The 25,101-nt window shown below is 65.7% G+C and carries 21 protein-coding genes; 13 read left to right on the top strand and 8 right to left on the bottom strand.

Features of this window, described 5'->3' with window-relative positions; translation table 11 throughout:
- Positions 1 to 263 precede the first annotated feature (263 nt).
- Entirely contained in the window at positions 264 to 380 is a 117-nt protein-coding gene (ccoM, locus tag PIN01S_RS27300; protein WP_277222569.1) for a cytochrome c oxidase subunit CcoM, read from the top strand.
- 72 nt (positions 381 to 452) lie between these two features.
- Here ccoM and PIN01S_RS05735 read toward each other — a convergent pair whose 3' ends face one another.
- The 4 genes from PIN01S_RS05735 to PIN01S_RS05720 are packed head-to-tail and all read right to left on the bottom strand — an operon-like array spanning position 453 to position 4,065.
- A complete protein-coding gene (locus tag PIN01S_RS05735) occupies positions 453 to 1,541 on the bottom strand; it encodes an ABC transporter permease (protein ID WP_244505955.1) in 1,089 nt (362 codons plus the stop codon).
- A complete protein-coding gene (locus tag PIN01S_RS05730) occupies positions 1,538 to 2,482 on the bottom strand; it encodes an ABC transporter ATP-binding protein (RefSeq protein ID WP_212633055.1) in 945 nt (314 codons plus the stop codon). The genes PIN01S_RS05735 and PIN01S_RS05730 overlap by 4 nt, the downstream gene beginning before the upstream one ends.
- On the bottom strand, positions 2,469 to 3,434 hold the full coding sequence (locus PIN01S_RS05725) for an HlyD family secretion protein (RefSeq protein ID WP_084334269.1): 966 nt from the start codon (positions 3,432 to 3,434) through the stop codon (positions 2,469 to 2,471). Before PIN01S_RS05725 ends, PIN01S_RS05730 begins: the two co-directional genes overlap by 14 nt.
- A complete protein-coding gene (locus tag PIN01S_RS05720) occupies positions 3,424 to 4,065 on the bottom strand; it encodes a TetR/AcrR family transcriptional regulator (RefSeq protein ID WP_084334267.1) in 642 nt (213 codons plus the stop codon). Before PIN01S_RS05720 ends, PIN01S_RS05725 begins: the two co-directional genes overlap by 11 nt.
- Positions 4,066 to 4,227: 162 nt before the next feature.
- Between PIN01S_RS05720 and PIN01S_RS05715 the strand changes: the two genes are divergently transcribed.
- Genes PIN01S_RS05715 through PIN01S_RS05705 form a run of 3 tightly spaced genes read left to right on the top strand, consistent with a single transcriptional unit; the run spans position 4,228 to position 7,296 of the window.
- Complete coding sequence (locus PIN01S_RS05715; RefSeq protein ID WP_084334265.1) at positions 4,228 to 6,216, top strand: FUSC family protein; 1,989 nt, start codon at positions 4,228 to 4,230, stop codon at positions 6,214 to 6,216.
- The gene (locus PIN01S_RS05710) at positions 6,203 to 6,409 is read left to right on the top strand and encodes a DUF1656 domain-containing protein (RefSeq protein ID WP_084334263.1); all 207 of its coding nucleotides are present in this window, start codon (positions 6,203 to 6,205) and stop codon (positions 6,407 to 6,409) included. The genes PIN01S_RS05715 and PIN01S_RS05710 overlap by 14 nt, the downstream gene beginning before the upstream one ends.
- A gap of 11 nt (positions 6,410 to 6,420) precedes the next feature.
- Positions 6,421 to 7,296 carry an efflux RND transporter periplasmic adaptor subunit gene (locus PIN01S_RS05705; protein WP_084334261.1) on the top strand — a complete coding sequence of 292 codons (876 nt, stop codon included), beginning with the start codon at positions 6,421 to 6,423 and terminating at the stop codon, positions 7,294 to 7,296.
- A gap of 139 nt (positions 7,297 to 7,435) precedes the next feature.
- Here the strand turns inward: PIN01S_RS05705 and PIN01S_RS05700 are convergent, their stop codons facing one another.
- Together PIN01S_RS05700 and PIN01S_RS05695 are read right to left on the bottom strand one after the other, a co-directional pair.
- Positions 7,436 to 7,906, bottom strand: a complete 471-nt coding sequence (locus PIN01S_RS05700) for a MaoC family dehydratase (RefSeq protein ID WP_084334259.1) — start codon at positions 7,904 to 7,906, stop codon at positions 7,436 to 7,438.
- The gene (locus tag PIN01S_RS05695) at positions 7,903 to 8,862 is read right to left on the bottom strand and encodes an alpha/beta hydrolase (protein ID WP_084334257.1); all 960 of its coding nucleotides are present in this window, start codon (positions 8,860 to 8,862) and stop codon (positions 7,903 to 7,905) included. Before PIN01S_RS05695 ends, PIN01S_RS05700 begins: the two co-directional genes overlap by 4 nt.
- 215 nt (positions 8,863 to 9,077) lie before the next feature.
- Between PIN01S_RS05695 and fadD2 the strand changes: the two genes are divergently transcribed.
- From fadD2 to PIN01S_RS05665, 6 genes are all read left to right on the top strand, one after another.
- On the top strand, positions 9,078 to 10,766 hold the full coding sequence (gene fadD2 / locus PIN01S_RS05690; RefSeq protein WP_084334255.1) for a long-chain-fatty-acid--CoA ligase FadD2: 1,689 nt from the start codon (positions 9,078 to 9,080) through the stop codon (positions 10,764 to 10,766).
- A gap of 230 nt (positions 10,767 to 10,996) precedes the next feature.
- Positions 10,997 to 12,685, top strand: a complete 1,689-nt coding sequence (fadD1, locus tag PIN01S_RS05685) for a long-chain-fatty-acid--CoA ligase FadD1 (protein WP_084334253.1) — start codon at positions 10,997 to 10,999, stop codon at positions 12,683 to 12,685.
- 61 nt (positions 12,686 to 12,746) lie between these two features.
- Positions 12,747 to 14,474 carry a methyl-accepting chemotaxis protein CtpM gene (gene ctpM / locus PIN01S_RS27700; RefSeq protein ID WP_501193790.1) on the top strand — a complete coding sequence of 576 codons (1,728 nt, stop codon included), beginning with the start codon at positions 12,747 to 12,749 and terminating at the stop codon, positions 14,472 to 14,474.
- Positions 14,475 to 14,748: 274 nt separating this feature from the next.
- Positions 14,749 to 18,789, top strand: coding sequence for an ATP-dependent RNA helicase HrpA (hrpA, locus tag PIN01S_RS05675; RefSeq protein WP_084334251.1), 4,041 nt, complete (start codon positions 14,749 to 14,751; stop codon positions 18,787 to 18,789).
- 313 nt (positions 18,790 to 19,102) lie between these two features.
- Positions 19,103 to 19,528, top strand: a complete 426-nt coding sequence (locus tag PIN01S_RS05670; RefSeq protein ID WP_084334249.1) for a 3-isopropylmalate dehydratase — start codon at positions 19,103 to 19,105, stop codon at positions 19,526 to 19,528.
- A gap of 4 nt (positions 19,529 to 19,532) precedes the next feature.
- A complete protein-coding gene (locus tag PIN01S_RS05665; protein ID WP_084334247.1) occupies positions 19,533 to 20,075 on the top strand; it encodes a GNAT family N-acetyltransferase in 543 nt (180 codons plus the stop codon).
- Between the two features lie 58 nt (positions 20,076 to 20,133).
- On the opposite strand, the gene PIN01S_RS05660 is transcribed toward PIN01S_RS05665, so the two are convergent.
- Positions 20,134 to 20,745 (bottom strand): LysE family translocator, encoded by a 612-nt coding sequence (locus PIN01S_RS05660; RefSeq protein ID WP_084334245.1) that lies wholly within the window; start codon positions 20,743 to 20,745, stop codon positions 20,134 to 20,136.
- Positions 20,746 to 21,056: 311 nt separating this feature from the next.
- Here PIN01S_RS05660 and PIN01S_RS05655 point away from each other — a divergent pair, with 311 nt between their 5' ends.
- Positions 21,057 to 22,022, top strand: a complete 966-nt coding sequence (locus PIN01S_RS05655; protein ID WP_084334243.1) for a lipin/Ned1/Smp2 family protein — start codon at positions 21,057 to 21,059, stop codon at positions 22,020 to 22,022.
- A 46-nt stretch (positions 22,023 to 22,068) separates the two neighbouring features.
- Here the strand turns inward: PIN01S_RS05655 and PIN01S_RS05650 are convergent, their stop codons facing one another.
- On the bottom strand, positions 22,069 to 22,989 hold the full coding sequence (locus PIN01S_RS05650; RefSeq protein ID WP_084334241.1) for a LysR family transcriptional regulator: 921 nt from the start codon (positions 22,987 to 22,989) through the stop codon (positions 22,069 to 22,071).
- Positions 22,990 to 23,110: 121 nt separating this feature from the next.
- Between PIN01S_RS05650 and PIN01S_RS05645 the strand changes: the two genes are divergently transcribed.
- Positions 23,111 to 23,551: a carboxymuconolactone decarboxylase family protein gene (locus PIN01S_RS05645; RefSeq protein ID WP_084334240.1), complete on the top strand. Its 441-nt coding sequence runs from the start codon at positions 23,111 to 23,113 to the stop codon at positions 23,549 to 23,551.
- 427 nt (positions 23,552 to 23,978) lie between these two features.
- On the top strand, positions 23,979 to 25,100 hold the full coding sequence (locus PIN01S_RS05640) for a beta-ketoacyl-ACP synthase III (RefSeq protein WP_084334238.1): 1,122 nt from the start codon (positions 23,979 to 23,981) through the stop codon (positions 25,098 to 25,100).
- Position 25,101 lies beyond the last annotated feature (1 nt).

The raw sequence follows: 25,101 nt of genomic DNA, 5'->3' as shown, positions 1-25,101 counted from the left end.
CCCTACGGTTTCGATCGTGTCTCGCAGAATCCGATTCCGCTGGTAGGTCTTCTTCGCGAGAGGCCCTTCACTGATCGCCACCCCCGAATTGCCTTGCTCCCCGCGACCATCCGCCGCGCGGAAGGTGCGGTTTTCTTGACCTGGGTCAGCGTATCGCCATCCTCCCGGCGCACCTTTCGCCAATATTGATCCTGGTCAATTTTCCCTACATTTCTTGTGGCTAACTTAGAGCCATCAACAGGGGGGCAGCGCAGGAGACCGCCATGTTTATCGATGAAGTGGTACTCGCCGGAATTCTCACGGTCGGTCTGATGATCGTGTTCTGTGGCGGTGTCGGATATTTCATCTGGAAGGACTCGCACAAGCGCAAGCAAGGCTGAGCCCTTCCGGCAACGAGCACGCAAGGCACTTCGGGCGACTTCGGTCGCCCTTTTTTTTCGCCCGCGAAATCTTCAATCCAGGCGCTTGCTCACCCGTGTCACGGCGATGCCCAGCATCACCACGGTGAACAGCGCGAGACTGGCCAGCGCCGGCCAGAGTTCGGCGAGCCCGGCGCCGCGCAGCATGATGCCGCGCACCAGGCGCAGGAAGTGCGTCAGCGGCAGTATTTCCGCCAGCCATTGCGCCACCTTCGGCATGCCGGCGAAGGGGAACATGAAGCCGGACAGCAGGATCTGCGGCAGGAAGGTGAAGAACGCCATCTGCATGGCCTGGAACTGGCTGCGCGCCAGGGTGGAAATGAATACGCCCAGCGCCAGGCTGGCGCAGATGAACACCAGCGCCGCGCTGTAGAGCGCCGCCAGCGAGCCGCGCAGCGGCACGGCGAACAGCAGCTTGCCGAGCAGCAGCACCACGGTCACCTGGACCAGCCCGATGCCGACGAAGGGCAATACCTTGCCCAGGGTCAGTTCCCACGGCGATACCGGCGTGGCGATGAGCATTTCCAGGTTGCCGCGTTCGCGCTCGCGGACCAGCGCCATGGCGGTGAACAGCACCATGGTCATGGTGAGGATCACGCCGATCAGGCCGGGTACCGTGTTCACCGGAGCCAGGCGCTGCGGGTTGTACAGGTTGAGCACCTCGATGCCGGGAACGTCGTTGGCGGCACGCCCGGGCAGGGGAAAGGACGCCAGTTGCCGCGCCGAGGCCTGCACCACCTGATCCGAGCCATCCACCACGATCTGCAAGGCCGGCCGGTCGCCGCGCTCCAGGCGCGTCTCGAAGTCGTTCGGCAGCATCAGGGCGGCGCTGATCTTGCCGGCGCGCAGCAGGTTGTCCACCTCCTGCGGCGTGCTCAGCCGATAGCGCAGGTCGAGTACCTGGGTGGCGCCAATCTCCGCCACCAGTTCGCGCGAACGGGCGGTATTGGCCTGATCCAGTACGGCCGCTTCGAGTCCGCGTACGTCCAGGTTGATGGCGTAGCCGAACAGAATCAGCTGCATGGTCGGAATGCCGACGATCATGGCGAAGGTCAGCCGGTCGCGGCGTAGCTGGCGCAGCTCCTTGAGCACGATGGAGCCCAGCCGGCGCAGATTCATCATGTTTCCTCCCGGTCGGCCGGCTGGCGGCGGGTGGCGGTGACGAATACGTCTTCCAGGTTCGGCGCGGTTTCGCCGACTTCGGCGTCGATGCCGGCCTCATGCAGCCGGGTACGGATGTCTTCGGCGCTTTGCCCTTCCTCCACCAGCACCCGCAGCGACGCGCCTATCTGTGCCAGGGCGAGGATGCCTTCGCCGCCTTGCAGTGCGCGCTGGGCCTGGCGGGGCTGCTCGCATTCCACCAGCAGGGAAGTGCCCGGCAACTGGGCGAGCAATTCTTCCGGGCTGCCGTCGGCGGCCAGCCGACCCTCGTCGAGGATGCCCAGGCGGGTGCAGCGCTCGGCCTCGTCCATGTAGTGGGTGGAGACCAGCAGGGTGGTTCCGGCATCGGCCAGTTCGAACAGGGAGTCCCAGAAGTCCCGGCGCGATTGCGGGTCGACCGCGCTGGTCGGTTCGTCGAGAAACAGCAGGTCCGGCTTGTGCAGCACCGCGCCGGCCAGAGCCAGGCGCTGCTTCTGCCCGCCGCTGAGGGTACCGGCCAGTTGCCGGCGGCGGTCGTCCAGGCGGTACAGCGCCAGCAATTCGTCGATGCGCTGGCGGGCCTCGCGCCTGGGTAGGCCGTGGACAGCGGCGAGGAAGTCGAGGTTCTCGCCGACGCTCAGGTCGTCGTAGAGGGAGAATTTCTGCGTCATGTAGCCGATGCGCCGCTTCAGCGCTTCGGCGTCCTGGGGAATCCGGCAGCCCAGCACCTCGATCTCGCCGGCGCTGGGCGAGAGCAGGCCGCAGAGCATGCGAATGGTGGTGGATTTGCCGGAGCCGTTGGGGCCGAGGAAGCCGAACACCTCGGCGCGGCGGACGTCGAGGTCGAGGCTGTCCACCGCGGTGAAGTCGCCGAAGCGCTTGGTCAGGCCGCGGGCCCGGATGACCGTCTCAGCGCTGTTCATCGTTCACCCGTTGTGCCCGCAGCGGTAGACCGGCCGGCAACTCACGGGCCTTTTCGCCTTGCAGCAGCAGTTCGGCCCGGTAGGTCAGGCGGCTGGCATCGTCGCCGACCAGAGCGTAGTAAGGGGTGAAGCTGGCTTCGCTGGCGATGCTGCGGACGCTGGCGTCGAAGGGTGGCTCGATACCCTCCACGCTGATCTGCAGGTGATCGCCGATGGCCAGTCCGCTGCGCTGCGACGCCGGCACGAAGACCCGCGCATAGGGCGCTTCGCCGACCAGCAGGCTGACCAGCGTGGCGCCTTGCGGCGGCTGATCGCCGGGCTTGAAGGGCAGGGCATCGACCCGGCCGGCGCGTGGGGCGCGCAGGTCGAGACGTTCGCGATCCAATTGGCGGCGGGCCAGGGTGGCGCGGGCAGCGGCGAGCGCGGCGGTGGCCTGCTCGATCTGTTCCGGGCGGGTGCCGTTGGTCAGCTCGCTCAGTTGAGCGGCCGCACTATCCCGTTCGGCCCGCGCCTGGTCGCGACTGGCGCGCGCACGATCCAGCTCGGCCACCGCAACCTGTTTGCGCGCATACAACGCGGCGATACGCCGGTGGTTGCGCTCGGCCTCGTCCAGTGCGGCGCGGCTTCGGGTCAACTGGGCGCGTGCCGCCTCGATGTTCTCTTCGCGCGCCCCGTTGCTCAGCTCCGCCAGCCGTGCCGCGGCCTGTTCCACTTCGGCCTGTGCCTGGGCCACTGCGGCATCCAGGCGGCGCGGGTCGAGTTGCAGCAGCAGGGTGCCGGCCTCGACCCGGTCGCCCTCGGCCACGGCCCAGCGCAGCACCGGTTCGGACGTTTCCGCGGGAATGGCCACCCGGTCCCATTCCAGGGTGCCGGCCAGTTCCGGTGGGGCTTGCCGGTCACAGGCACCGAGGAGCAGGACGAGTAGGCAGGCCAGTCGACGATCAGGGCGCATGGGGCATCTCCAGGCCGCGTTCGAGCAGGACGAGGGTATGGCGGACCAGGGCCTCGTCATCCAGCTCGGGCGCGGGGAACAGGCCACGCCAGATGGGCGCGGCGGCGTAGGGGAACAGGGTCAGCCCGATCAGCGAGACGCCCAGCAGGCGTGGGTCGAGGTCGGGGTTCAGGGCGCCGCGGCGCTGGGCGGCGGCGAAGCGTTCGGCCAGCGGCCGGGGGATCAGCGGGGCGACGCGATCGACCAGCAGCGGGCGTAGGAGCCCGCCTTCGCAGAGCACCTCACGGACCCACAGCGGCGGCAGCCAGGGGTGAGTGGCGACCAGTTCGCGCATGCCGAGGACGAACGCACGTACCAGCGCGGCGGGTTCGTCGCCGGCCTTGCTCAGCGCCTGGGCGAGCTGGAGGAGGGTGGGGAACAGGCGTTCCTCGATGACCGCCTGGAGCAGTTTGTCCTTGTTGCCGAAGTAGTAGTTCACCAGAGCGGGAGTCACCCCGGCCCGGGTTGCGATGTGGCGCAGGCTGCTGGCGGCGATGCCCGACTGGGAGAAGGCCGCCAGGGCGGCATCCAGCAGGCGTTCGCGTTGTTGGGGCTCGCCGACGGGGCGGCCGGGTGTGCGAGGTGTGTTCATGATGATTATTTAAATACAGATTTAATTAATTGCAATCTGGCTTTTCAGACAGGAATTCTAGCGATATAGTTAGCTGACTAATAATTAGGTTGCACTGATACGCAGCCGTCGTTGGCTCTCTATTTCCGTTGTCTATCCCTTGTCATCCCGAAGGTACCTTGCGTGCGCGATACCTTGCAGGCAGTGCTGGCGCCGAGTTCGCTGGCGCTGCAATTCGCCGTCAAGACGCTCCTGGGCGCCGGCCTGGCGCTCTGGTGCGCCTTGCGCTTCGAGCTGGAGCAGCCGCAGTGGGCATTGATGACTGCTCTTATCGTTGCCCAACCGCTGTCCGGCATGGTGGTTCAGAAGGGCCTGGCGCGCCTGCTCGGAACCCTGGTCGGCACCTTCATGGCGGTGGTCTGCATGGCCTTGTTCGCCCAGGCGCCGGGGCTGTTCCTGCTGGCCTTGGCGACCTGGCTGGGCCTGTGTACGGCGGCTTCGACCCTGCTGCGCAGCGCCTGGTCCTACGCTTTCGTCCTGGCCGGCTACACGGTGGCGATCATCGCCTTGCCGGCCCTGAGCCAGCCGCTGCTGGTCTTCGATCATGCGGTGGCGCGCTGCACGGAAATCTGCCTCGGCATCCTTTGCGCCACGGCGGTGAACGCGGTGCTTTGGCCGCAGCGGGTCGAGCGTCAGTTGGTGCAGCAGGCGCGTGCCGCCTGGCAATCCGGCCTCGACACCGCCCAGGCGGCACTCAGCGGAAAGGCGGAGGCGCGCCAGGGGTTGTTGCAGATGCTCGGACGCATCGTCGCGGTGGATGCCCAGCGCGAGCATGCCTGGTTCGAAGGCACGCGAGGCCGCCAGCGCGCCCGCGCCATGCGTGGGCTGAGTCGGGCCTTGCTGAGCCTGTTGCGCATTGCCCGGGCCGTAGCGCGGCAGTGGGCGATCTTGGATGAGCACGATGCCGAGACCCTGGCGCCCTGGCTGAGCGAGGTGGAGGCCACCCTTGGCCGTGCCGACGAGGCCGAGTTGCTGGCTCTGCGCGAACGGTTGCAAGCGGCGGCCCGCGATCAGGCCGTTGGGGCGGCACCGCAGTATTGCCTGGGGCGCCTGGCGGTGCTGCTGCTCTATGCGATCGAGGCCGGGCGTGCCTTGGCGGCGGTGGAGCAGGGCCGGCTGACGGAACGCGCGGCGGGGGCGCTGTCCAGCCACCGGGACTACGCGCTGGCGCTGGTCTATGGACTACGCAGCGGACTGGCGTTCCTGGCGCTGTCGGCGTTCTGGCTGGCGACTGCCTGGACCTCGGCCGGCGGCGCGATGATCCTCGCCGCGGTGGTCTGCAGCTTGTTCGCCAATCGGGAGAACGCGGTACAGATCGGCTTCAGCTTCATCCGCGGGATCGCCCTGGCGATTCCCGTCGCGTTCTTCGTCGGCCAGTTGCTGCTGCCGCAATGGAGCGGGTTCCCCTTGCTCTGCCTGGCGCTCGGCGTGCCGTTGTTCTTCGGCGCGCTGTGCATGGCCAAGCCGGCCATCGGTGCGACCGCCACCTCGTTCTGCCTGCATTTCATCGTGCTGGTGGGCCCGCAGAACGGCATGCGCTTCGATGTCGCCTTCTTCGCCAACGAGGCGCTGGGGATGCTGGTGGGCGTGGGCTGTGCGGTGCTGGCGTTCCGTCTGATCGGCCTGCGCAATCCACACTGGCATGGTCGCCGTTTGTTGCGCGCCACTCTTGGCGATCTCGGGCGCCTGAGTCAGCGGGCCCTCGCCGGGGCGGATACCTGGTTCGCCGGACGCATGGCCGACCGCCTGCTGCAACTGGCCCGGCATTACCCGGCGCTTCCCGAAGTGGCGCGCAGCCGCTGGGATGACGGTCTGCTCGGGCTCGATCTGGGGGACGAACTCTTGCACCTGCGCTTCACCCTGGCTGCTGCCGGTCTGCTCGAGGGAGAGGCCCAGCGTCGTTATTTCCAGGCGCTCGAGCGGGTCTTCCAACAGGGCCCTGCGGCCGCCCGGATGGATGCCCTCGATGCGCCCGGCGCGGCATTGCTGGCAACCCTGAGGGCAGTGCCCGACAACGATGCCGGACGCCTGGCGGAAGGCGCCGTCCTGCAACTGCAACACAGCTGGCGGCAGTGGTGCCGCCAGCGGGAGGACATCGATGGGCTTGCGTGAGTGGTCGCTGGGCGGCGTGTTGCTCAGCCCCTTTCTGCTCTATGCGCTGCTGGCGTTGCTCGCCACCGGGCTGTTGCGCCTGGGCCTGCAGCGGACGCCGCTGGGGCGTTGGATCTGGCACGAGGCGCTGTTCGACTGCGCCTTGTTCGTCTGCGTGCTGGCGGCGGTCGTCGCGCTGCTGGGCCGTTTCTAAAGGAGGGTTTCATGCGTAATGCCGGGCGTATCGCCATCACCTTTTGCCTGGTCGGGCTGGCCATCCTCGCCGGCTACTGGCTGTGGCAGCACTACATGCTGTCGCCGTGGACGCGGGATGCGCGGGTCCGTGCCGATGTGGTGACCATTGCGCCGGACGTGTCCGGCTGGGTGGTGGACCTGAAAGTCCGTGACAACCAGCGGGTCGAGGCCGGCCAGGTGTTGTTCCACATCGACCGCGAGCGTTACCAGGCCGCCGTGGACAAGGCTCGGGCGGTAGCCGAGACGCGTAAACAACAGATGCGTTTGCGTGAGCACGAGGCGTCGCGGCGCTCCCATCTCGGCCCGCAGGCGATCAGCGCCGAGTTGAAGGAAAACGCCCAGATCAATGCCGATATCGCCCGGGGCGAATACCGCGAGGCCATGGCCGACGTGGCGGTGGCCGAGCTGAACCTGGCCCGCAGCGAGGTACGTGCCCCGCGCGCCGGGCAGGTCACCAACCTGCGCCTGGCCCAGGGCAACTATGTACAGGCCGGCCAGGCGGTGATGGCGCTGGTGGATGACGTTTCCTTCTATATCCAGGCCTATTTCGAAGAGACCAAGTTGCCGCACATCCGCCTCGGCGCGCCGGTGAAGGTGTGGCTGATGGGCGCCGGGCAGGCGCTGGACGGTACGGTTGAAAGTATCAGCCGCGGCATTACCGACCGCAACGCCAGCCCCGACGCGCAACTGCTGGCGGATGTCGAGCCGACCTTCAATTGGGTGCGCCTGGCCCAGCGGATTCCGGTGCGGATCAGATTGGACCGGGTGCCCGACGATGTATTGCTCAGCGCCGGGATGACGGCCAGTGTGCAGGTGGTGTCGGACGACGCGTCCGCAGGCGAATGAATTCGCCCCTACACGGTATGCGGCACCGACGCGCTTTCGTAGGAACCAACTCTGCTGGCGATGCTTTTGCGTGGCTGCATTCGCGATAGCCGGCAGGCCCTCTTCACGAATGAATCCGTCCCACGCAAAAGCGAAGGTCTTAGCCAATGGTAATCGGCGGCAGCTCCGGCAGCTCCACCGACAGTGCCTGCTTCGGCGCCAGCACTTCGGCTTCGCCGTCGACCACTTGCTCGTCGTTCTGGTTGAACACGCGGGTGGCGATGCGCACGCGGTTCTTCGGCAGTTTTTCCAGGATTTCCAGCTCCACCTTGAGGCTGTCGCCCAGCTTGACCGGGCGGGTGAAGCGCAGTTGCTGTCCGAGGTAGATAGTGCCCGGGCCGGGCAGTTCGCAGGCAATGGCGGCGCTGATCAGCGCGCCGCTGAACATGCCGTGGGCGATGCGCTCCTTGAACAGGGTGCCGGCAGCGTATTCGGCGTCCAGGTGCACCGGGTTGCGGTCGCCGGATACCGCGGCGAACAGCTGGATGTCGCGCTCTTCCACGGTCTTGGCGAAGCTGGCGCGCTGGCCGACTTCGAGGCTGTCGTAGGGGAAATTCTTGACCTGGCTCATGCAATCTCCTGGGTCGGAAGTGGACAGTGCCGGCCGGCGACGAGGGTTCGTTCCAGCCAGTCGATGAGGTAGGTGGTCACCTCGTCGCGGTTGCTTTCGTTGAGCAACTCATGACGGGCGTCGGGATACAGCTTCAGTTGGACGTTGCGCAGGCCGGCGCGGCACAGGGCATCGGCCAGTTTTTCCAGGCGGATGCCCTGGCTGACCGGATCGTGCGCGCCGCCGACGACCAGCAGCGGCAGGTCGTGGTCGATCTGCGCGAGGTTCTTCTCCTGGGAGATTTCTTCCAGCCCGCCCAGCAGGTCGATCCACAGCTGGTTGGTGCAGCGGAAGCCGCACAGCGGGTCGGTGACGTACTTGTCGACTTCGTCCGGGTCGCGGCTCAGCCAGTCGAACGCCGTGCGGTTGGGTTTGAACGCCTTGTTGAAGGAGCCGAAGGACAGGAACTCGATCAGTGCGCTGCGTCCCACCGGCCCCTGACGCCAGCGCTCGAAGCGCGCCACCTGCCGGGCCGCGCGGTAAAGCGCCGGCGGCTGGAAATTGGAGCCGGAGAGGATCGCGCCTTGCAGGCTGCAGCTATGGCGCATCAGGTAGGCCTGGCCGATGTAACTGCCCATGCTGTGGCCGAGCAGGAAGATCGGCGCGTCCGGGTGCTGCTGGCGGATGTGGTGGTTGAGGTTAGCCAGGTCGGCGATCACCCGCTGCCAGCCGTCATGATCGGCGTAGTGCCCGAGCACGCCGCGTTGCGCGGTGCGTCCATGGCCGCGCTGGTCGTGGCCGTAAAGGGCGAACCCGGCCGATGCCAGGGCCTCGCCGAAGCGAGCATAGCGGCCGCTGTGTTCGGCCATGCCGTGCGCCAGCATCACCACCGCCCTGGGCGGTTGCTCGGGCGACCAGTGATTGACGTACAGCGGAGCGGCATCGCTGGCGGTGAGCCAGAAGGCGTCGTGGCGCATGGCGGGTCCTTGTGCCCGGGAGATGCCGGCATTGTAGAGCCAGCACCGTGCGTTTTCCCAGCCATTCGGCACCCGGCCCGTCGCCTTCGAAGTAGTCCGTGATTCACGCGGTCAATGACGCTGCCCGGAGTATTTGCGCCCGGCCACGGAGCTGCTAAGTTCCCGAGACCCCCGCATGCGCGGGCCAGACAGGCTCAGGTAAGAGGACAAAAACAATGCAACCTGATTTCTGGAACGACAAGCGCCCCGCCGGCGTGCCCAACGACATCGACCTGGGTGCCTACAAGTCGGTGATCGAGGTGTTCGAGCGCTCCTGCAAGAAATTCGCCGACCGCCCGGCCTTCAGCAATCTCGGCGTGACCCTGACCTATGCCGAGCTGGACCGACTTTCCGCCGCCTTCGCCGGCTACCTGCAGCAGCACACCGACCTGCAGCCGGGCGACCGCATTGCCGTACAGATGCCGAACATCCTGCAGTATCCGGTCGCTGTGTTCGGCGCCCTGCGCGCCGGGCTGATCGTGGTCAACACCAACCCGCTGTACACCGCCCGCGAGATGCGCCACCAATTCAAGGATTCCGGCGTGCGTGCGCTGGTCTACCTGAACATGTTCGGCAAGCTGGTGCAGGACGTGCTGGCCGATACCGATATCGAATTCCTCGTCGAAGCGCGGATGGGCGACATGCAGCCGGCCCTCAAGGGGTGGCTGATCAATACGGCGGTGAAGAAGCTGAAGAAGATGGTCCCGGACTATCACCTGCCGCAGGCGGTGTCCTTCAAGGATGCGCTGCGCCAGGGCCACGGCCATGCGCTGCGGCCGGTGAAGGTCGGCCTCGAGGACATCGCCGTGCTGCAATACACCGGCGGCACCACCGGGGTGGCCAAGGGCGCCATGCTGACCCACGGCAATCTGGTGGCGAACATGCAGCAGGTACATGCCTGCCTGTCCCAGGAAGGGCCCGACGGCCATCCGCTGATGAAGGAAGGGCAGGAGGTGATGATCGCGCCGCTGCCGCTGTACCACATCTATGCTTTCACCGCGAACTGCATGTGCATGATGGTCAACGGCAACCACAATGTGCTGATCACCAACCCGCGCGACATCGCCGGCTTCGTCAAGGAATTGAAGAAGTGGCGTTTCTCCGCGTTGCTCGGCCTGAATACCCTGTTCGTCGCGCTGATGGATCATCCTGAATTCAAGAGCCTGGATTTCTCCAGCCTCAAGGTGACCAACTCCGGCGGCACCGCCCTGGTCAAGGCCACCGCCGAGCGTTGGCAGGCGATGACCGGCTGTGCGGTGGTGGAAGGCTACGGCCTGACCGAGACTTCGCCGGTGGTGAGCGCCAACCCGTACGGCGACAAGGCCCGCCTCGGCACCGTCGGTATTCCGGTACCCGGCACCGCCTTGAAGGTCATCGATGACGAAGGCCGCGAGTTGGGCATCGGCGAGCGTGGCGAGCTGTGCGTCAAGGGGCCGCAGGTGATGAAGGGCTACTGGCAGCGCCCCGAGGCCACCGCTGAGGTGCTCGACAGCGAAGGCTGGCTGAAGACCGGCGACGTGGCGGTGATCGATCCGGATGGCTTCGTGCGCATCGTCGACCGCAAGAAGGACCTGATCCTGGTGTCCGGCTTCAACGTCTATCCCAACGAGATCGAGGATGTGGTCATGGCCCATCCGAAGGTGGCCAGTTGCGCTGCCATCGGGGTACCGGACGAGAAGTCCGGCGAGGCGGTTAAGCTGTTCGTCGTCCCGCGCGAGGCCGGCCTGACCGTGGATGAGCTGAAGGCCTACTGCAAGGAGAATTTCACCGGCTACAAGGTGCCCAAGCACATCGTCCTCAAGGACGCCTTGCCGATGACGCCGGTGGGCAAGATTCTCCGTCGCGAACTGCGGGATATCGCCTGAGCCCGCGGTCTTGAGCCATTCCGTCAAGAATTGACGGCGGCGATGATGAATGACCGAATCAATTGATTCGGTCATTTTTTAACTGGCAAGGCTGTGCTTGGCTCTGGTTCCACCCTGGCAAAGCTGCTACTCTCGGCGCGCTTTTTTGCCGGTCTGCGACAGAAAAGACCGCAAACACAACAACAACCGCCGCGCGCGGTGATACCAGCTGTGCTCAGGAGTGGGCTTCCATGACCGAAAATTTCTGGAAGGACAAGTACCCTGTCGGGGTCGCTGCCGAGATCGATCCCGACCAGTATCCGAACATCCAGGCGGTGCTGAAACAGTCCTGCCAACGCTTTGCCGACAAGCCTGCCTTCAGCAACCTGGGCAAGACCCTGACCTACGGCGAACTCTACGAACTCTCCGGCGCCTTCGCCGCCTACCTGCAACAGCACACCGACCTGCAACCGGGCGACCGCATCGCCGTGCAGTTGCCGAACGTTCTCCAGTACCCCGTCGTGGTGTTCGGTGCGATGCGCGCTGGCTTCATCGTGGTCAACACCAACCCGCTGTATACCGCGCGGGAGATGGAGCACCAGTTCAACGATTCCGGCGCCAAGGCGCTGATCTGCCTGGCCAACATGGCCCACCTGGCCGAGGAAGTCCTGCCGAAGACCGGCGTGCGCCACGTCGTCGTCACCGAAGTCGGCGACATGCTGCCGCCGCTCAAGCGCCTGCTGGTCAACAGCGTGGTCAAGTACGTGAAGAAGATGGTGCCGGCCTACAACCTGCCGCAGGCGGTGAAGTTCACCGAGGCCCTGGCCAAGGGCCGCGGCAAGGCGCCGCAGGATGCCAACCCGGCCAGCGGCGACGTCGCCGTGCTGCAGTACACCGGCGGCACCACTGGCGTGGCCAAGGGCGCGATGCTGACCCACCGCAACCTGATCGCCAACATGCTGCAGTGCAAGGAGCTGATGGGCGCCAACCTGGACGAGGGCCGCGAGACGGTCGTCGCACCGCTGCCGCTGTACCATATCTACGCTTTCACCTTCCATTGCATGGCGATGATGCTGAACGGCTGCCACAACGTCCTGATCACCAACCCGCGCGACCTGCCGGGCATGATCCGGGACTTGGAAAAGTACCGCTTCACCGGTTTCGTCGGCCTCAACACCCTGTTCGTCGCCCTGTGCAGCAACGAGGATTTCCGCCGCCTCGATTTCTCCCAGCTCAAGCTCACCCTGTCCGGCGGCATGGCATTGCAACTGGCCACGGCCGAGCGCTGGAAGGAAGTCACCGGCTGCCCGATCTGCGAAGGCTACGGCATGACCGAGACCAGCCCGGTGGTGTCGGTGAACCCGTTCCAGAACATCCAGGTCGGCACCATCGGCATTCCGCTGCCGTCGACCCAATGCAAGGTGATCGACGACGAAGGCAACGACCTGCCCATGGGCGCCATCGGCGAGCTGTGCGTCAAAGGCCCGCAGGTGATGAAGGGCTACTGGCAGCGCCAGGAGGCCACCGACGACATTCTCACCGCTGACGGCTGGCTGAAGACCGGCGACATCGCGGTGATCCAGGACGATGGCTACATGCGCATCGTCGACCGCAAGAAGGACATGATCCTGGTCTCCGGCTTCAACGTGTACCCGAACGAGCTGGAAGACGTGCTGGCGACCCTGCCGGGCGTGCTGCAGTGCGCGGCCATCGGCGTGCCGGACGAGAAGTCCGGCGAGGCGATCAAGGTCTTCGTGGTGGTCAAGCCGGGTGAAAGCCTGACCAAGGAGCAGGTGATGGATCACATGCGCGCCAACGTCACCGGCTACAAGGTGCCGAGGTCCGTCGAGTTCCGCGACAGCCTGCCGACCACCAACGTCGGCAAGATCCTGCGCCGCGAGTTGCGTGACGAAGAGCTGAAGAAACTCGGCAAGAAATAAGACTTAGGGATGACGGAAAAACCCGCTTCGGCGGGTTTTTTTGTGCGCGAAAAGCGGCAAAATGGCATCATTCAAAAACCTTTCAGGTTGTAGGTGTATGAACATGCTTTCGTCGCTTGGACTCCGCACCAAAATTCTCCTGCTGACGCTCGGGCCGATCTTCGCCCTGGCGATCATCCTCAGCCTGGTTGCCACGCTGGTGCTCCAGCAGCTCGCCGACCAACAGGAGGAGCAGACCCGCCAGAGCCTGACCCAGGACCGACGCAACGAATTGCAGCATTACGTGGATTTGGCCCTCGATGCGATCCGCCCGATCCATGAGGCCTCCGCCCAGGACGACATGGCGGCGCGGGACGAAGCCGTGGCGTTGCTCAAGCGCCTGTCCTACGGCAACGGCGGTTATTTCTGGGGCTACGACGGCAATCACCGGCGGGTCTTCCAGGCGGATACCAACGAGCGCATCGGCGACGACTTCAGCGATTACCGCGATCCCAACGGCGTCTATGCCATTCGCGAGCTGGTCAAAGCGGGCAAGGATGGCAGCCATGTCGTTGCCTACAGCTTCGTCGTGCCGGGCAGCGATACCCTGGTGCCGAAGATCGGTTATGCCGAGTACCTGCCGAAATGGAACCTGGTGATCGGTACCTCGCTCAACCTGGATGGCGTCGAACGTGATGTGCAGAGCGCCCGTGAAGTGTTCCAGGAACGCATCGACCACCTGCTGCTGATCATGATGGGCTCGGCCCTCGCGTTGCTGGCGTTGATCGCCGTGACGGCGCTGCCGATCACCAACGGCATCCTGCGTCCCTTGCAACTGCTCAAGGCCAACCTGGACGACATGGCGGCGGGCGAGGGCGATCTCACCCACCGGCTGCCGGCGATGGGCAGGGATGAGCTGGGCCAACTGGCGGTTTCCTTCAACCGCTTCGTCGAAAAGATCCATGCCCTGGTTCGCCAGGTGGCCGACACCACCACCCGGTTGTCCAGCCTGGTCAGCGCCGTGGCCGCACAGGCCGAGCGCTCGGAACAGGCGATGACCGGGCAGCGCCACGAGACCGACCAGACCGCTACCGCGATCAACGAGATGTCCGCCGCTGCCCATGAAGTGGCGATGAGCGCCCAGCGCGCCGCCGAAGCCGCCAGCGAAACCGATCGCCAGGGGCACGACGCCAAGCGCGTGGTGGACCAGAGCATCGGCCAGATTCGCGAACTGGTCGTCGGCCTGGGCAGCACCAGCGATTCCCTCGAAGGCCTGCGCCAGGATGTGCAGGGTATCGTCGGTGTGCTCGAAGTGATCCGCTCCATCGCCGACCAGACCAACCTGCTGGCCCTCAACGCCGCCATCGAGGCGGCCCGCGCCGGCGAGGCCGGGCGTGGGTTCGCGGTGGTCGCCGACGAGGTCCGCGCCCTGGCCAGCCGCACCCAGCAGAGCACCGGCGAAATCCAGGGCATGATCGACCGCTTGCAGAACGCCACCCTCCAGGCGGTGGACGCCATGCGCCGAGCCAGCGACATGGGCGAGCAGACCAGCCTGCAGGCCAACCAGGCCGGCGAATCGCTGGATGCCATCGCCACCCTGATCGGCACCATCAATTCGATGAACGCGCAGATCGCCAGCGCGGCGGAAGAGCAGACCGCCGTCGCCGAGGAGATCAATCGCAGCGTGCACCAGATCGCCGTTGCCGTGGATGGCGTGGCCGATGACGCCAGCCAGGGCGCGCAGACCGCCCAGGAATTGAAGGCCCTCGGCGAGCAGTTGCAGCGGCTGGTGGGGCAGTTCCGTATCTGATTTAAGCCGGTTGCGCCGGGCGGTTGTGGGCGAATAACTTCGCCCCTGCGCGGACCTCCGGCGTGGCCCTTGTAGAGCGAGCTTTGCTCGCGAATGGACTGCGCAGAAGCTTCGCCAGCAGAGCTGGCTCCTACGAAAAAACACCAGTCCGGTTCGTTCTAGGGGCGAATTTATTCGCCCGTCGAGGCATCCAGCCGAGCACCATTCGAATGCCCCTCGGCAGGGCAAATCTGCGACAATCCCGCTCTTTATGTGAATTGTCCCGACGTTGCCGATGACCGCTCCGACGCCTTCCTTCGATCAACTGCTGAAGAACCTCGACCAGACCCTGATCGCCGACCGCCACCGTCTGCGCCGGCAGTTGCACGAGCTGCGTAAGGGCGGCGCGCCGGACGAGGCGAAGCTGGCGCAGTGGATCGAGCGCTTTCAGGCCTCCAAGGCCAGGGTCGAGGCGCGCCGGCAGAGCGTGCCGGCGATGCGCTACGACGACGCCTTGCCGATCGCCGCCAAGCGCGACGAGATCAAGGCCGCGCTGGACAAGCACCAGGTGGTGGTGATCGCCGGTGAGACGGGCTCCGGCAAGACCACCCAGTTGCCGAAGATCTGCCTGGAAATCGGCCGCGGCGTGCACGGCCTGATCGGCCACACCCAGCCTCGGCGCCTGGCGGCGCGCAGCGTGGCGACGCGGGTGGCGGAGGAGATCGGCAGCCCGTTGGGTGAGCTGGTGGGCTATCAGGTGCGTTTCGAGGACCAGTCCAACGAGCGCAGCCTGATCAAGCTGATGACCGACGGCATCCTCCTCGCCGAGACCCAGCACGACCGCTTCCTCGAACGCTACGACACCCTCATCGTCGACGAAGCCCACGAGCGCAGCTTGAACATCGACTTCCTGCTCGGCTACCTGAAGACCCTGCTGCCGCGCCGCCCCGACCTCAAGCTGATCATCACCTCGGCGACCATCGACCTGGAGCGCTTCTCCCGCCACTTCGGCGATGCGCCCATCGTCGAGGTGTCCGGGCGGACCTACCCGGTGGAAACCTGGTACCGGCCGCTGGCCGCCGAACTGGACGAAGAGGGAGAGCCGCTGTTCGACGACCTCAGCGTCGACCAGGGCATCCTGCGCGCGCTGGAGGAGATCGAGGCCCACGAACGCAGCGTCGGCCAGCGTCCCGGCGATGTGCTGGTGTTCCTGCCCGGCGAACGGGAGATTCGCGATGCCGCCGAGGTGTTGCGCAAGGCCAACCTGCGCCACACCGAAGTGCTGCCGCTGTACGCACGCCTGACCCCGGCCGAGCAGCAGAAAATCTTCCAGCCCATGCCGGGGCGCAAGATCGTCCTCGCCACCAACGTCGCCGAGACCTCGCTCACCGTGCCGGGCATCCGCTACGTGATCGACAGCGGCACCGCGCGGATCAGCCGCTACAGCTACCGTGCCAAGGTCCAGCGCCTGCCCATCGAGGCGGTATCCCAGGCCAGCGCCAACCAGCGTAAGGGCCGCTGCGGACGGGTCGAACCCGGCATCTGCGTGCGCCTGTACAGCGAGGAGGATTTCCTCGCCCGTCCTGAATTCACCGACCCGGAAATCCTGCGGACCAACCTCGCCGCGGTAATCCTGCAGATGCTCCATCTGCGTCTTGGCAATATCGAGGATTTTCCCTTCATCGAGCCGCCGGACGGCAAAGCGATCAAGGACGGCTTCACCCTCCTGCAGGAGCTCTCGGCGGTCAGCCGCGAAGGCCAGCTCACCCCCGTCGGCCGCCAGTTGGCGCGCCTGCCGGTGGACCCGCGCCTCGGCCGGATGATCCTCGAGGCCTCACGCCAGGGCAGCCTGGAAGAAGTGCTGATCGTTGCCAGCGCACTGTCCGTGCAGGACCCGCGCGAGCGTCCGGTGGAGCGCCAGCAGGCCGCCGACCAGGCCCATGCCCAGTGGAAGGACCCGGATTCCGACTTCGCCGCGCTGATCAACCTTTGGCGCGGCTTCGAGGAACAGCGTCAGGCGCTGGGCTCCAACGCCCTGCGCAACTGGTGCCGAAAGAACTTCCTCAATTACATGCGCTTGCGCGAATGGCGCGATGCCCACCGCCAATTGGTGCTGATCGCCCGTGAGTTGAAACTCTCCGAGAGCCAGTCCGGAGCGCGCAAAGGCGAGCCAGGCGGCCAAGGAAAGCCTGTTCGCCAGCAAACCGACTTGCACAAACAGAACGCCGGAACATCACCCGGAAATGCCGGGGCGTCCGGCGATGCCGCCCGCCGCGACATCGACTACGCCGCGGTACACAAGGCGATCCTGGCGGGCCTGCTCAGCCAGATCGGCCAGAAGACCGAAGAAGGCGACTACAACGGTGCGCGCCAGCGGCGCTTCTGGATTCACCCCTCCACGGTGCTGGCGCGCAAGCGTCCGCAGTGGATCATGGCCGCCGAGCTGGTGGAGACCACCAAGCTGTTCGCCCGCATGGTGGCGCGCATCGAGCCGGACTGGATCGAGCCGCTGGCCGGCCACCTGATCAAGAAGAACCACCTGGAGCCGCACTGGGAGAAGAAGCGCGGCCAGGTCGTCGCTTACGAGCAGGTCAGCCTCTACGGACTGATCGTGGTCGGCCGCCGCCCGGTGCACTACGGCCCCATCGATCCGCCGGTGGCGCGCGAGCTGTTCATCCGCGAGGGGCTGGTGCGTGGCGAAATCAACAGCCGCGCCCGTTGCCTGAGCGCCAACCGCCAGTTGCTGGAGCGTCTCGACGAGCTGGAAGCCAAGGCCCGCCGGCGCGACATCCTGGCCGACGAGGAAACCCTGTTCGGCTACTACGACGCCCGCCTGCCGCAGGACATCTACCAGGCCGCCAGTTTCGAGAGCTGGTACAAGCGCGAGAGCGAGAAGAATCCGCAACTGCTGATCATGCGCGAAGAGGACGTGCTGGCCCGCGAGGCCAGCGAGGTCACCGCTGCGCAGTACCCGGACCGCCTGCGCCTGGGTGAGCTGGAGCTGCCGCTGACCTACCACTTCGAGCCCGGGCATCCGCGTGACGGCGTCACCGTGCGGGTGCCGGCGCCGCTGCTGCCGCAGTTGCCGGGCGAGCGCCTGGACTGGCTGGTCCCCGGCTTGCTGGAAACCAAGGCCGTGGCGCTGGTGCGCAACCTACCCAAGGCGATCCGTAAGAACTTCGTGCCGGTGCCTGATTTCGTCGGCGCCGCCCTGGCCAAGCTGGCATTCGGACAGGGCAGCCTGCCGGAATCCCTTGGCCGCGAATTGCAGCGCATGACCGGCGCCCGGGTGCCCGAGGAGGCCTGGGCGGAGGCCGCCGCGCAGTTGGACGGTCACCTGAAGATGAACATCGAGGTGGTGGATGCGCGCGGCAAGTTCCTCGGCGAAGGCCGCGACCTGGCCGAATTGACCGCGCGCTTCGCCGAAGCCAGCCAGGCGGCGCTGGCGCTGCCGGAGCGCAAGGCCGAGGCCAAGCCGGTGGAGGCCAAGGCGTTCGCCCAGGTGGCGGAAAAGGCCCAGCAGAAGGTCGCCGGCCTGTCGCTGACGGTCTACCCGGCGCTGGTGGAAGAGGGTGGGGTGGTCAAGGAGGGGCGTTTCCCGACCCAGGCCGAAGCCGAGTTCCAGCACCGCCGCGCCTTGCAACGCCTGCTCTTGCAACAGTTGGCCGAGCAGGCGAAGTACCTGCGCGGCAAGCTGCCGGGGTTGACCGAGCTGGGCCTGCTCTATCGCGACCTGGGCCGTGTCGATGCACTGGTGGAGGACATCCTCCTGGCCAGCCTGGACAGCTGCATCCTCGATGGCGAGCCCACGCTGCCGCGCGACGGTGCGGCGCTTGCCGCACTCGCGGAGAAAAAGCGCGGCGCCTGGACCGAGCACGCCGAGCGCCTGGCCCGGCTGGTGCTGGACATTCTCAAGCTATGGCACGGCCTGCAGAAACGCTTCAAGGGCCGTATCGACCTGGCCCAGGCAGTGGCGCTGAATGACATCAAGGCGCAGCTGGCCAATCTGGTCTATCCGGGCTTCGTCCGCGAGACGCCGGGCGAATGGCTCAAGGAGTACCCGCGCTATCTGAAGGCCGTCGAACAGCGCCTGGACAAGGTTGGCGCCCAGGTGCAGCGCGACCGTGTCTGGGCCGGCGAGCTGGCCGGCTACTGGGAGCAGTACCAGGCCCGGGCCGCCAAGCACGTCCAGGAAGGCAAGCGCGATCCGAATCTGACGCTGTATCGCTGGATGCTGGAGGAGTACCGCGTTTCGCTGTTCGCCCAGCAGCTCGGTACGAAGATGCCCGTTTCCGACAAGCGCCTGGGCAAGCAGTGGAGCGTGGTGGAGGCCTGATGAGGCGCGTGGGCTCGGCAACGCTTCGCCAGCAGAGCTGGCTCCTACAAAAGCAGGAGCCGACGTGGTGCTCAGCCTGTGGGAATCCTGTAGGAGCGAGCCCTGCTCGCGATGGAGCACGCGGAGGCCCTTGGGAATGACGGCTGTAGGGGCGAATTTATTCGCCCGGCGGGGCTGCGTGGACGAATGAATTCGCCCCTACAAGAAATGCCGAGGCTCCGACAGAACCCTTGAGTCATCCCGGCGGGACTGCCAATAATGCCCCCTCGTCGCGCCTGCCCAAGGCGACGCCATCGGACCACGGAGGGATTTCATGCGATTGATCCACGCGGTATTACCTGTGCTGGCGCTGGCCGGCTGCTCGTCCTTTCCCGCAGCGCCGGACAAGGTGGCCCCGGTCCCGGATGACCGCCTGCTGGCCTTTCAGGAGGCCGACGCGGGCAGCGGCCAACTGGTGGTGGAACGTGACCTCGGGTTCCTCGGCGGCGGCTGCTATGTCGCCGTGCTGGTGGACAAGCAGGTCGCCGCGCGCATCCATGTCGGCGAATCGGCCAGTTTCCACCTGCCCCCCGGTGGCCATCTAGTCGGGATCGGCCCGGACAAGCAGGACGAAGGCATTTGTGCCATGGCTCGCCTGAATATCCACCGCGCCTTCCAGCTACAGGACGGCGAGAACGTACATTTCCGCATCGTCAGCGAGGCCAACGGCGGCTTCGATATTCGCCCGGTCGAGCGCTGAGTCCATGGTTGAACTCCGACCCGTCGACGAATCGTTGTTCGCCTGGGCGCAGCAGGGCGATTTCGGCTTTCTGGTCGAACATGAGCTCCTGCCGGCGTTCGACACGGATGTCAGTCACTGCCTGGCTCCGCTGGAACCCTATAGCAAGGACTACGAGAGCGACCTGGAAGACTATCGCGATTACCTGGATGCGCCGGACAAGGCATTGCTCGCGGCGGTTGTCGAGGGGCAGTGGGCCGGATACCTGGCGATCAGTTGCCACTGGAACGGCTTCGCCCTGGTCGAAGACCTTGCCGTGGAGCGCACCATGCGCCGTCATGGCGTGGCGCGTGTGCTGATGGATGCCGCCGTGGCCTGGGCCAGACGCCAGGGGTTGGCTGGCGTCACCCTGGAAACCCAGTCCAACAACGTCGCGGCCTGCCTGTTCTACCAGCGCTATGGCTTCCGCCTGGAGGGCATCGACCGCTTCCTGTATCGCGGCCTGTCGCCGCAGACTCGCGAGATCGCGCTGTTCTGGTACTTGCCGTTCGAGGATGTTCCCCGTTAGGCGGTCGCGGGGGCGAATGAATTCGCCCCTACAAGAAGTCGTTTGGCGCTGCGGACCGTCATCTCACCGTCGGTAGCGCCGCGCCCATGGCGGCGAACAAGCCGCCGCAGACACGGTTGAATCCCTTGCCGCTGCGCTCCAGCCAGGGGCGGATGCGGTGAGCGAGGCGGGCGAGAACGTATTCGACGATGCCTTCCACCAGGGCGAAGGTCAGCGCCATCGCCGCGAACTGCAGCCATAGAGGCCGCTGCGGGTCGAGGAACTGCGGCAGGAAGGCGCCGAAGAACAGGATCACCTTGGGATTGGACAAGGCGGAGAACAGACCCTGGCGGAACAGTTGCGCGCCCGGCCTGGCCGTCGCGTCGTCGAGGTTGGTCAGGCGCAGCGGCGGAGAGCGCCAGAGCTGGATGCCAAGCCAGACCAGGTAGGCGCCGCCGATCCATTTGAGGAGAGTCAGCGCGTCGGCGGATGCCTGTAGCAAGGCGCCGATGCCGAACATCGACAAGGCCATCAGCACGACGAAACCGAGCAGGCCGCCCGCCACGGTGAACAGCGCCCGGCGGTGCCCATAGAGCGCGCCGTGGGACAGCGCGAGCAGGCCATTGGGGCCGGGCGTCAGCGACAGGCCGATCACGGCGGTGAGGTATAGGAGCCAGAGGTGAAGTGCCATGGTGCGTCGTCCGGGGCGGGAGAGGGATCGAAGCTACTGGAGCCTCCGGTCCGCAGCAAGTGTTTACCCTGCCCTCGAAAACCCGAGGTCGTTCACAAATCCGAAAAGTCATGCGATTCGGCTCCCGGGAGGCCTGAAATCGGCCGGAACGTCTTAAACGGCGGGCTAAAGCGGCTCGCCACACCATGAAAGTGTTTGCGCCGTGACCGGTCTTCTTATCTCGGTCATGCAGGATTAATCCGGGTTGCTTACAGTCGAGCGCGCGCCACCCCGGCGTCTGGACAAACAACGACAATCAGAAGGAACCCCCGATGCGTATCCTCGCGCTCCTTGCCCTGTTGACGGGCAGTGCTTCGGCCGTCGCCCAATGCCCCGATTTCACCAGCCCCGCCAATCCGCCCGCGTTCACCAAACCGGCGAAGAAGAGCTTCCGCAACTTCGGCAACACTGTACTGGCCGGCCTCTACTCGCCCTGGCACATGGTGCACGACCAGATGGTCCGCAGCGGCCAGGCGGCGACGGTCACCGCCAAGTTCGACTACGACGCCGTGCTACATAAGGATCTGGAGGGCGAATACGTGCATGCCTATCTCTACGGCACCGGCATGAATGCCTGGGAATACCTCGGCCGCTACACCACCGACAGCGACGGCAAGATCAACGTCGCCACCGGTACCCGTCCGGTGGGCGAGTACCGGCTGCGTTTCGTGGTGGAAGGCGACCTCAGCCAGGTCGACGGTTATCTCAGCGTGGTCGATCCGAATCGCCCGGCCGTACTGTTCGATATCGACGGCACCCTGACGATCAATGATTTCGAGGCCTATGCCGACTATGTCGGCCTGAAGACCGCGCAAGCCTATTACTACGCCCCGGAAACGGTACGGGCGTACAGGGACAAGGGCTACCAACTGGTGTTCCTGACCGCCCGGCCGTACTGGGTTACCCGCGATGCCCGCGAATGGTTCGACCATCAGAACCTGCCGCGCTGGCACTACCGCTCGAACCCCTATGGCGATGGGCCTATCCCGCCGGATACCCAGGCGCACAAGACCAACTACATCAAGTACCTGCGCCAGGAAGTAGGGCTGAACATCGTCCGTGCCTACGGCAATGCCACCACCGACATAGCCGCCTATGCCGATGCCGGGTTGCCCAAGTCGGAAACCTGGATCATCGGCGAGCACGCCGGTGAGTCGGGCACCCAGGCACTGAACGGCGACTACAGCTACCACTTCAGTACCGTGGTCGCCAACACGCCGAACGCGGCGTGCAATTGAGCCGGTGAAACGACGGCCGGGGGGCGGGACGGATTCGTTCCCTCGGTCATCTATCCGGCGCCCACAGCGGATCGTTCTGCAACACCGTGCTCGCCCAATCGGCGAATGCACGCACGCGGGCCGAAAGGTGGCGGGAGTAGGGGTAGACCAGGCTCATCGACATGCCGGCTGGCGTCCAGTCCGGCAGCACGCGAACGAGCCGGCCCGCATCGAGCTGGGGGCGGGCTTCGGCGGTCGGTACCGCGACCAGCCCGAGTCCGGCTTCGGCGGCAGCGATGTAGGCACCGCCGCTGTTGAAGCGCATGGCAGGCGTCTGGTCGATCTCGTGCGTCTGCCCGTCCCTGTGCAGCACCACCCGGTACTGGCGCCCGGTCGCGGGGAAGACGAACGCCAGAAAGCGATGCCGTTGCAGGTCGTCGGGCGATGCCAGTGGCGGGGCTCGGTCGAGATACGCGGGCGCGGCGCAGAGGGTAAAGCGCATCTGGCCGAGAGGGCGGCAGACCAGGTCGGGGTCGTCGATCGGGCCGCCGCGGATCGCACAATCGACGCCTTCCTGTACCAGATCGACGACGCGTTCACTGCAGCCGATGTCGAGCTGGATATCGGGATAGCGGGCGACGAAGTCGGGGAGGGCGGGGATGATCAGGAAGCGTCCCACCGGCGAAGGCATTTCCACCCGTACCCGGCCGCGAGCGACGCTGCGGCTGCGCGAGACCGTGGCTTCCAGTTCGTCGATGTCGTCGAGCAGGGCGCGGGCGCGTTCGTAATAGGCGGCGCCGTCGGTGGTCGGGGAAACCCGGCGGGTGGTCCGGTGCAGCAGCTTCACCCCCAGTTGCGTTTCCAGCGCCTGCACTTGGCCGGAAATCGTGGTCTTGGGAATGCCAAGGGCATCGGCGGCACGGGTGAAGCTGCCCAGTTCGACGATGCGGCAGAAGGCGCGCATCGCATCGATACGGTCGAAGGCCATGATTGTCCGTTTTTTCGTACAGACTTTGCTGAGGTAGATAGTTTATCGCTGGTTTTATGGTCAATACAGTGGCCTCCATCAGGTTGCGACGCTGGGTCGCAGCCCTTTTTGGAGCCTACTCATGAACACACCCCGTGTCCGCTACAGAGACGTCGCCCCCCATACCTTTACCGCGCTGCTCGGCCTGGAGAAGGTGCTTGCCGAATCGCTGCTGGAACCGTCCCTGCGCGAGCTGGTGAAAGTCCGTGCTTCCCAGCTCAACGGCTGCGCCTACTGCGTGGATATGCACAGCGCCGATGCATTGAAGGCCGGCGAAACGGTACGCCGCCTGCTGTCCTTGCCAACCTGGCAGGAGACGCCGTTCTTCTCCGCGCGGGAGCGGGCAGCTCTGCTCTGGACCGAGACGCTGACCCTGCTGGCCGAGCGTCACGCGCCAGATGCCGTCTATGCCGAAGTGGCCGAGCAGTTCAACGAGCGCGAGCTGGCAGAGCTGACCTTCGCCATCGCCACGATCAATGCCTGGAACCGCATCGGCGTGGGTCTCGCCATGCAGCCGGAATGACGGCGCCGCGCCGCTGACCGATCCCTCCCGTCCCATCGGGCCGAGCCGTGCCGCTCGGCCTTTCCTCCCCCGTTCTCCTGCCTCCGGGCGCCTCGCTCTTGACCGGTCGCAGGCCGCTGAACGAGTATCCGCTGTCGCTGCTCGCCCAGCCGCCGGTCCGTTCGCGCCGGTCGGCATGGTTGCCTGGCCTGGACGAATTGGCGCAAGAGGTGGCCTGATCCCGCATTTTCCCGGCAGGTTTCCAGTGCACGTTGCGTGCCCTGGCGTTACCCTTGTGCATCTGTAACGAAAAATATGTTGTCCGAGGCGACAGCGTTCCGGTTCGCCGGTCGCGACCCACAGACGACACCGATTTCCGGCGCTGACTTGGCAGTGCCAATGCCTAACCCAGGCTGCCCCAGAGTGGCCACGAACGAGAGGAAGCACCGTGCACAACGCAGTGATCAGCGGCACCGGTCTGTACACCCCACCCCACAGCATTTCCAACGAAGAACTGGTGGCATCCTTCAATGCCTATGTGCATCAGTTCAATGCCGACAACGCCGCCGCTATCTCGCGGGGCGAGATCGAGCCGCTGGCCGAGTCCAGCGTGGCCTTCATCGAGAAGGCGTCGGGGATCAAGAGCCGCTTCGTGGTGAACAAGGACGGCATCCTCGATCCGCAGCGCATGGTGCCACGCATTCCCGAACGTCCGAACGAGGAGTGGGGCATTCTCTGCGAAATGTCCGTCGCCGCCGCGAAACAAGCCCTGGAGCGCGCCGGCCGCACCGCCGCCGACATCGACGGGGTGATCGTCGCCTGTTCCAACCTGCAGCGCGCCTACCCGGCGGTGGCCATCGAAGTGCAGGCCGCGCTCGGCATCCAGGGCTTCGGCTATGACATGAACGTTGCCTGCTCCTCCGCCACCTTCGGCCTGCAAGCGGCGACCAACGCCGTCCAGCTCGGCCAGGCTCGCGCCATCCTGATGGTCAACCCGGAAATCTGCACCGGCCACCTGAACTTCCGCGACCGCGACAGCCACTTCATCTTCGGCGATGCCGCCACCGCGGTGATCGTCGAGCGCGCCGACCTGGCGACCTCCGACTACCAGTGGGACATTCTCAGCACCAAACTGCTGACCCAGTTCTCCAACAACATCCGCAACAACTTCGGCTTCCTCAACCGTGCCGGCGAAGAGGGCATCGGCAAGCCGGACAAGTTGTTCATCCAGGAAGGCCGCAAGGTGTTCCGCGACGTCTGCCCGATGGTGGCCGAACTGATCGGCAAGCACCTGGAGGAGAACGACCTGCAGGTGTCGGACGTGAAGCGTTTCTGGCTGCACCAGGCCAATCTCAACATGAACCTGCTGATCACCAAGAAGCTGTTGGGCCGCGACGCCGAGCCGCACGAGGCGCCGGTGATCCTGGATACCTACGCCAACACCAGCTCGGCCGGTTCGGTGATCGCCTTCCACAAGAACCAGGACGACCTGCCCAAGGGCTCGCTGGGTGTGCTGAGTTCGTTCGGTGCCGGCTACTCCATCGGCAGCGTGATTCTGCGCAGGCGTTGAG

Source organism: Pseudomonas indica NBRC 103045 (assembly GCF_002091635.1).
Lineage (GTDB): Bacteria > Pseudomonadota > Gammaproteobacteria > Pseudomonadales > Pseudomonadaceae > Pseudomonas_M > Pseudomonas_M indica.
Note: the sequence above shows the minus strand (reverse complement) of the source record. Positions and strands in the feature narration are given on the sequence as shown.

Coding starts and splice junctions, on each gene's coding strand:
- PIN01S_RS05730 (WP_212633055.1), bottom strand. CDS start 2,482: ATGAACAGCGCTGAGACGGTCATCCGGGCCCGCGGCCTGACCAAGCGC.
- PIN01S_RS05695 (WP_084334257.1), bottom strand. CDS start 8,862: ATGCGCCACGACGCCTTCTGGCTCACCGCCAGCGATGCCGCTCCGCTG.
- PIN01S_RS05645 (WP_084334240.1), top strand. CDS start 23,111: ATGAACACACCCCGTGTCCGCTACAGAGACGTCGCCCCCCATACCTTT.
- PIN01S_RS05650 (WP_084334241.1), bottom strand. CDS start 22,989: ATGGCCTTCGACCGTATCGATGCGATGCGCGCCTTCTGCCGCATCGTC.
- PIN01S_RS05670 (WP_084334249.1), top strand. CDS start 19,103: ATGCGATTGATCCACGCGGTATTACCTGTGCTGGCGCTGGCCGGCTGC.
- PIN01S_RS05700 (WP_084334259.1), bottom strand. CDS start 7,906: ATGAGCCAGGTCAAGAATTTCCCCTACGACAGCCTCGAAGTCGGCCAG.
- ctpM (WP_501193790.1), top strand. CDS start 12,747: ATGGCATCATTCAAAAACCTTTCAGGTTGTAGGTGTATGAACATGCTT.
- PIN01S_RS05710 (WP_084334263.1), top strand. CDS start 6,203: ATGGGCTTGCGTGAGTGGTCGCTGGGCGGCGTGTTGCTCAGCCCCTTT.
- PIN01S_RS05665 (WP_084334247.1), top strand. CDS start 19,533: ATGGTTGAACTCCGACCCGTCGACGAATCGTTGTTCGCCTGGGCGCAG.
- ccoM (WP_277222569.1), top strand. CDS start 264: ATGTTTATCGATGAAGTGGTACTCGCCGGAATTCTCACGGTCGGTCTG.
- PIN01S_RS05720 (WP_084334267.1), bottom strand. CDS start 4,065: ATGAACACACCTCGCACACCCGGCCGCCCCGTCGGCGAGCCCCAACAA.
- hrpA (WP_084334251.1), top strand. CDS start 14,749: ATGACCGCTCCGACGCCTTCCTTCGATCAACTGCTGAAGAACCTCGAC.
- fadD1 (WP_084334253.1), top strand. CDS start 10,997: ATGACCGAAAATTTCTGGAAGGACAAGTACCCTGTCGGGGTCGCTGCC.
- PIN01S_RS05655 (WP_084334243.1), top strand. CDS start 21,057: ATGCGTATCCTCGCGCTCCTTGCCCTGTTGACGGGCAGTGCTTCGGCC.
- PIN01S_RS05735 (WP_244505955.1), bottom strand. CDS start 1,541: ATGATGAATCTGCGCCGGCTGGGCTCCATCGTGCTCAAGGAGCTGCGC.
- PIN01S_RS05725 (WP_084334269.1), bottom strand. CDS start 3,434: ATGCGCCCTGATCGTCGACTGGCCTGCCTACTCGTCCTGCTCCTCGGT.
- PIN01S_RS05660 (WP_084334245.1), bottom strand. CDS start 20,745: ATGGCACTTCACCTCTGGCTCCTATACCTCACCGCCGTGATCGGCCTG.
- fadD2 (WP_084334255.1), top strand. CDS start 9,078: ATGCAACCTGATTTCTGGAACGACAAGCGCCCCGCCGGCGTGCCCAAC.
- PIN01S_RS05705 (WP_084334261.1), top strand. CDS start 6,421: ATGCGTAATGCCGGGCGTATCGCCATCACCTTTTGCCTGGTCGGGCTG.